Origin of the sequence: Mesorhizobium sp. M7A.F.Ca.CA.002.09.1.1 (genome assembly GCF_003998555.1) — a bacterium.
GTDB lineage: Bacteria > Pseudomonadota > Alphaproteobacteria > Rhizobiales > Rhizobiaceae > Mesorhizobium > Mesorhizobium ciceri.
In genome coordinates, this window is sequence record NZ_RZRR01000627.1 from 1 (window position 1) to 3,408 (window position 3,408).

At 63.6% G+C, this 3,408-nt stretch carries 3 protein-coding genes; 2 read left to right on the plus strand and 1 reads right to left on the minus strand.

What is annotated here, in order from left to right; translation table 11 throughout:
• Positions 1-37 precede the first annotated feature (37 nt).
• Positions 38-628 (minus strand): TetR/AcrR family transcriptional regulator, encoded by a 591-nt coding sequence (locus EN994_RS23380; RefSeq protein ID WP_013532873.1) that lies wholly within the window; start codon positions 626-628, stop codon positions 38-40.
• A gap of 241 nt (positions 629-869) precedes the next feature.
• Between EN994_RS23380 and EN994_RS23385 the strand changes: the two genes are divergently transcribed.
• Complete coding sequence (locus EN994_RS23385; protein WP_024502614.1) at positions 870-1,124, plus strand: hypothetical protein; 255 nt, start codon at positions 870-872, stop codon at positions 1,122-1,124.
• Positions 1,118-3,408: efflux RND transporter permease subunit (locus tag EN994_RS23390; protein WP_164746108.1), on the plus strand; the 2,291-nt coding region annotated here is incomplete at its 3' end. The genes EN994_RS23385 and EN994_RS23390, both read left to right, overlap by 7 nt.

Genomic DNA, 3,408 nt, shown 5'->3' on the forward strand with positions numbered 1-3,408 from the left:
TCATAGAGCCGTAACCCGCCAACAATCGTGGCGAATCTCAACCGGCGGCAGCGCCCCGGAACGAAACGATCAGCCCTTCGGCCATGCGCACGAACTGGGTGCTCGGACCTTCGGTACCCACGGTCTGCACGCTGACACGCGCGCCCTCGAACAACAGCGACAGCGTATCGGCGAGCAGTTCGGCCTGACCAATGCCGGCATCCCGACATAGCGTCACAAGGCGCGCGCGCTGGGCTTCCTTGAGCTCCTTGATCACCAGCCTGGCCGGATGGTCCGGCTCGGTCAGCTCAGCGGCGGCGTTGGCCATGTCGCAGCCGCGGCCGTCCGCATTGAGCATGGCAGCCGCCTTGCGAACCCAGGCATGCAGTTGGGCAAGCTTGTCACCAGGGAATTCGGCCTCGAATGCTTCCCACATAGCGCCGGCCTTGGCCGCATTGGCGCGCAGGCATTCGACGATCAGTTCGTCCTTGGATTCGAAGTGACGATAGAGCGTCATCTTGTTCGTGCCGGCAGCTTCGGTGATGGCGTCGACGCCGACGCCCTTGATGCCATGCTTGTGGAACATGTCGCGTGCCGTCTCCAGGATCCGATCCCGGGGACGAGAGCGCTCCACGATGCCGTCTGCCATCATGATCTCCTTTCGTTTCCAAAAAACCCTCGGCCACCTCTTGACTAGGGTGTTACCGGTCTGTAACTTCCAGAATGTTACTTACTGGTAACACCTATATCGTCCACCGTCAATAACAAGGCCGTGAACGGCCCTGCCAGACGAGAGGGGCGAGAAACTGCCAATCATGCGGCCTCGGCCGGTGAAGAGATGAAAACGGTTCGCGAGCACGGGCTGCGAATCGACAGACAAGGAGCCGGCCATGCCACAGCGCCGCGATCTTACCATAGATGAAGCCGTCCGGGATCCGATGATCCGGCTGGTCATGAAAGCCGATGGCGTCGACCCGCGCGCCTTCGAGACGATGTTGCGCTCGCTCGCCGATACGCAGCGTGGCGAGGTGCCGTTGCTGCGTTCGCGGGACGGCCTCGGTGACAAGCGCGGCCAAAGGCTGTCCAGGGTTGCCAGCGCCTTCGGGCGGGCAACAGCAGCCGGAGAGGCGTGCGTGTCGTGGTAAACTTTTTCATTCACCGTCCGATCTTCGCCTCGGCGATCGCCATCATCATGGTGCTCGCCGGGTCGATTTGTTATTTCCTGCTGCCCGTCTCGCAGTTTCCCGACATCACGCCGCCGCAGGTCGTGGTCAGCGCCCATTATCCGGGCGCCAGCGCACAAGTGGTGGCCGACACGGTGACGACGCCGCTGGAGCAGCAGATCAACGGCGTGCAGGGCATGACCTACATGTCGTCGACGAGTTCCAATGACGGCTCCTCGACCATCACCATCACCTTCGATGTCGGCTATTCGCTGAGCACCGCCGCCGTCGACGTGCAGAACCGCGTCTCGCAGGCCGCCTCGTCGCTGCCGGCGATCGTCAACCAGGGCGGCGTGACGATCAAGAAGCAGAATCCGAACTTCGTCCTGATCGTCAACCTGACTTCGCCCGACAGTTCGGTCGATCCGGTGGCGCTGAGCAACCTTGCCTATCTGCAGGTGGTCGACCCGCTGAAGCGGCTGCCCGGCGTCGGCGACGTGCAGATCTTCGGCGAGCGGCGCTATTCGATGCGCGTCTGGCTCGATCCCGACAAGCTCGCCAATCTCGGCATCACCGCCGTCGATGTGCAAAACGCCATCGCCGAACAGAACGTCCAGGTGGCGGCCGGCAAGATCGGCCAGTCGCCGGCACCCGCCGGCACCGCCTTCGAGATGCAGGTCAACGCCGTCGGCCGCTTGAGCGATCCCAAGGAATTCGGCGACATCGTCGTGCGCGCCAACACCGATACCGGCTCGCTGGTCAGGCTGCGCGACGTCGCCCGCATCGAACTCGGCGCGCTGCAATATTCGTCGTCTGCCTTCTTCGGTAAAGACCCGACCGTGGTGCTTGCCGTTTACCAGATGCCCGGCTCCAACGCGCTCGATCTGCAGCAGCGCGTCAAGGACAAGATGCAGGAGCTGTCGGGCCGTTTCCCGAAGGGCGTGTCCTATGCGATGCACTACGACACCACCCGTTTCGTCTCGGCGTCGATGCATGACGTGCTGATCACGCTCGGCGAAGCGCTGGTGCTGGTCGTCGCCGTGGTGTTCCTCTTCCTGCAAAGCTGGCGCACGACGATCATCCCGACCATCGCCATTCCGGTGTCGCTGGTGGCGACGCTGGTCGTCATGGAGATGCTCGGCTTCTCGCTCAACATGCTCTCCCTGCTCGGCATGGTGCTGGCGATCGGCCTCGTCGTCGACGACGCCATCGTCGTGGTCGAGAATGTCGAACGACAGCTGGAGGCCGGGCTCAAACCGCTTGCGGCGACCAAGGCCGCAATGACCGAGGTCACCGGCCCGATCATCGCCACCACCGCGGTGCTGATGGCGGTGTTCGTGCCGGTCGCCTTCATTCCCGGCGTCTCCGGCAAGCTCTACAACCAGTTCGCACTGACGGTGGCGATCTCCGTCGGCATCTCCGCCTTCAACTCGCTGACGCTGAGCCCCGCGCTCAGTGCCGCCTTCCTGCGGCATCGCGGCGAAACGCAGTTCGCCCCGTTCCGCTGGTTCAACACCGGCTTCGACAGGCTGTCGCACGCCTATGCCAATGGTGTGCGCATCCTCATCCGTTTGCGCTGGATCATGCTCGGCCTGTTCGCGGCGGGGCTGGTCGCCACCTACTTCGTCTGGCAGCGCCTGCCCTCGACCTTCCTTCCGGTCGAGGACCAGGGCTATTTCTTCGTCGTCATCCAGTTGCCCGACGGCGCATCGCTGGAACGCACCGACGCGGTGGCGCAGAAGGCACGCGACATCCTGCAGGCGACGCCCGGCGTCGACATCGTCGGCTCGATCAGCGGCCTGAACTTCCTGACCAGTGCCGCGCAATCGAATTCGGCGGTCGAATTCGCCATCCTGAAGCCATGGGAGGAGCGGGGCCCCGACCAGAGCGCATCGAAGCTCGTCGCCGATGTGCGCGGCAAGCTGATGCAGATCCCGGAAGCCTTCGCGCTGAGCTTCGATCCGCCGTCGATCCCCGGTATCGGCACGACGGGCGGCTTCGAATTCGTCGTCGAGGATCTGACCGGCCGCGGCAGTTCAGCCCTCAACGATGCGACGCAAGCCGTGATCGCCGAGGCGCGCAAGCAGCCGGAAATCAACCCGCAGCAGCTGTTCTCGCCGTTCTCGACCTCGACGCCACAGTTCAACTACGACCTCGACCGCAGCAAGGCCAAACTGCTCGGCCTCAACCTGCCCGATGTCTTCAACACGCTGCAGATCTATCTCGGCTCGCTCTACGTCAACGACTTCAACCTGTTTGGCCGCAC

Bases quoted from the DNA above. Each gene is read 5' to 3' on its own strand.
- EN994_RS23380 (WP_013532873.1), bottom strand. From the start codon at position 628: ATGGCAGACGGCATCGTGGAGCGCTCTCGTCCCCGGGATCGGATCCTG.
- EN994_RS23385 (WP_024502614.1), top strand. From the start codon at position 870: ATGCCACAGCGCCGCGATCTTACCATAGATGAAGCCGTCCGGGATCCG.